Origin of the sequence: Mesorhizobium sp., assembly GCF_017306585.1 — a bacterium.
Lineage (GTDB): Bacteria > Pseudomonadota > Alphaproteobacteria > Rhizobiales > Rhizobiaceae > Mesorhizobium.
Genome location: NZ_JAFKIC010000374.1, coordinates 1 through 2,110, shown reverse-complemented (window position 1 = coordinate 2,110; position 2,110 = coordinate 1). Strand labels below are relative to the sequence as shown.

The window sequence follows — 2,110 nt, the reverse complement described above, 5'->3', positions numbered from 1 at the left end:
AGGCGCACCGGCCGGGCGAGCATCCTGGCGGCGCTGGCGGCGACCGCGCCGTGGCTGAGCGCCAGCGCCTTGGAGCCGAAGCCGCCGCCTATATAGGGCGACACCAGCCGGACATTCTCGAACGGCACCTCGAACCATTCGGCATAGGTGCGCGCCATGCCGTCCAGCCACTGGCTCGGCTCCCACACGGTGAGGTGGTCGCCCTGCCAATGCGCGATCAGGCCATGCGGCTCCATCGGCGCCTGGTATTCGCGCGGCGTGTTGTAGGCGGCGCAGATGCGCACCGGCGCCGAGGCGAAGGCGGAAGCCGCGTCGCCCCACTCCTTGGTCATGGCGTCGATCGGGATGCCGTCGCCGGCCTTGCCGTCGCTCAGGTCCACGATGGCAGGCGTCTCGTCATAGCTGACCTTGACCAGCGCTGCGGCGGCCACCGCCTGCTCGAAGGTCTCGGCGACGACGGCCGCGACATGCTGGCCCGAGAAGGCGATGTCGCGCGCCAGCGGGCAATAGGGCTTGTCCGGCGGCGGCGTGCCGAACCAGTCGGAGGCGGTCCTCAGGCTCATGATGGTATCGGGCGTCAGCACTTTCAGCACGCCGGGCGTGGCCTCGGCGGCTGAAGTATCGATGGCGCGCACCTTGCCCGAGGCAATCGTGCTTTCGACGAGCACGGCGTAGGCGAGGCCTTCGAGCTGCTGCTCGACCGCGTATTTCGCCGCGCCGGTGATCTTGGCCGGGCCGTCGACCCGCGACAGGCGGCCGCCGACGGCCTCCGCCATCACGCCGTCGGAAGCATCGCCATGTCTTGTGTGAACGGTCATGCCGCGTCTCCCAGTTTGAGGATGGCTCTCGCTACGACGCGCGGCGCGAGCTCGATCTTGTAGTGGTTGGCGCCATGGTCGACGGCGCTTTCGACGGCAAGCAGGCTGGCCGTGCGCACGGCGTCCGGCTCCAGCACCTTGCCCTTCAGGGCGTCTTCGACGGCGCGTGCCCGCCATGGCTTGGTGGCGACGCCGCCGAGCGCCACGCGCAGGTCGCGGATGGTGCGGCCGTCGGCTTCGAGTTCGAGGCCGACGGCGGCGCTGGCGGCGGCGAATTCATAGGACTGCCGGTCGCGGACCTTCAGATAGGTCGAGCGGCGGGCGGCCGCGGAGGCGGGGATTTCGATGGCCGTGATCATCTCGCCGGCTTCGATGGCGTGTTCCCGGTCCGGGGTAGCGCCCGGCAGCAGGAAAAAGTCGTCGACCGAAATCCGGCGCTCGCCCAGATGCGCAATCGCGTCGAAGGCGACCAGCGCGGTGGCGAGATCGCCGGGATACATCGCGATGCAGGCCTCGCTGGCGCCGAGCACGGCGTGGCCCCTGGTGACGCCGCCGATCGCCGAACAGCCGCTGCCGGGCTGGCGCTTGTTGCAGGCGGAGAAATTCGAGGGATCGCGGAAATAGGCACAGCGCGTGCGCTGCATCAGATTGCCGCCGATGGTCGCCATGTTGCGGATCTGCGCCGAGGCCGCCTGCCAGAGCGCTTCCGAGACGGCGGGGAAGCGGCTCTTGATGTCGGCGTGGTCGGCGACATGGCCCATCCTGGCCAGCGCGCCGATGGTGGCGCCACGCTCGCCGATCTCGATCCGGTCGAGCCCCTTGAGGTGAGAAATGTCGACCAGCGTGTCGGGCTCGGCGACGCCGCATTTGGCAAGGTCGATCAGCGTGGTGCCGCCGGCAAGCAGCATGGCGCCGGGCAGGGCGGCCGCCTGGCGGGCGGCCTCCGCCGATGCGGCGCGTAGATAGGAAAAATCCCTCATTGGGCTGCCTCCAATGCTGCCTGGCGCACGGCGGCGACGATGTGGGGATAGGCGCCGCAACGGCAGAGGTTGCCGGCCATGTATTCGCGGATTTCCTCGTCCGAGCCGGCATGGCCCTCGCGGATGCAGGCCACCGCCGACATGATCTGGCCCGGCGTGCAATAGCCGCACTGGAAGGCGTCCTGTTCGAGGAAGGCAGCCTGCACGGGATGCAGTTCGCCCTCCCGTGCAAGCCCCTCTATGGTGGTGACGGCGCGGCCTTCAGCCTGTGCCGCCAGGGTGAGGCAGGACAGCACGCGCTCGCCGTCGACA

3 protein-coding genes are annotated in these 2,110 nt (G+C 69.4%); all 3 read right to left on the bottom strand.

What is annotated here, in order from left to right; all coding sequences use genetic code 11:
• Positions 1–818: molybdopterin cofactor-binding domain-containing protein (locus tag J0I79_RS34930; protein WP_292870737.1), on the bottom strand; the 818-nt coding region annotated here is incomplete at its 3' end.
• A complete protein-coding gene (locus J0I79_RS34925) occupies positions 815–1,798 on the bottom strand; it encodes a xanthine dehydrogenase family protein subunit M (RefSeq protein WP_292870734.1) in 984 nt (327 codons plus the stop codon). The genes J0I79_RS34925 and J0I79_RS34930, both read right to left, overlap by 4 nt.
• The coding region (locus J0I79_RS34920) for a (2Fe-2S)-binding protein (protein ID WP_292870731.1) at positions 1,795–2,110 on the bottom strand (316 nt) is incomplete at its 5' end. The genes J0I79_RS34925 and J0I79_RS34920, both read right to left, overlap by 4 nt.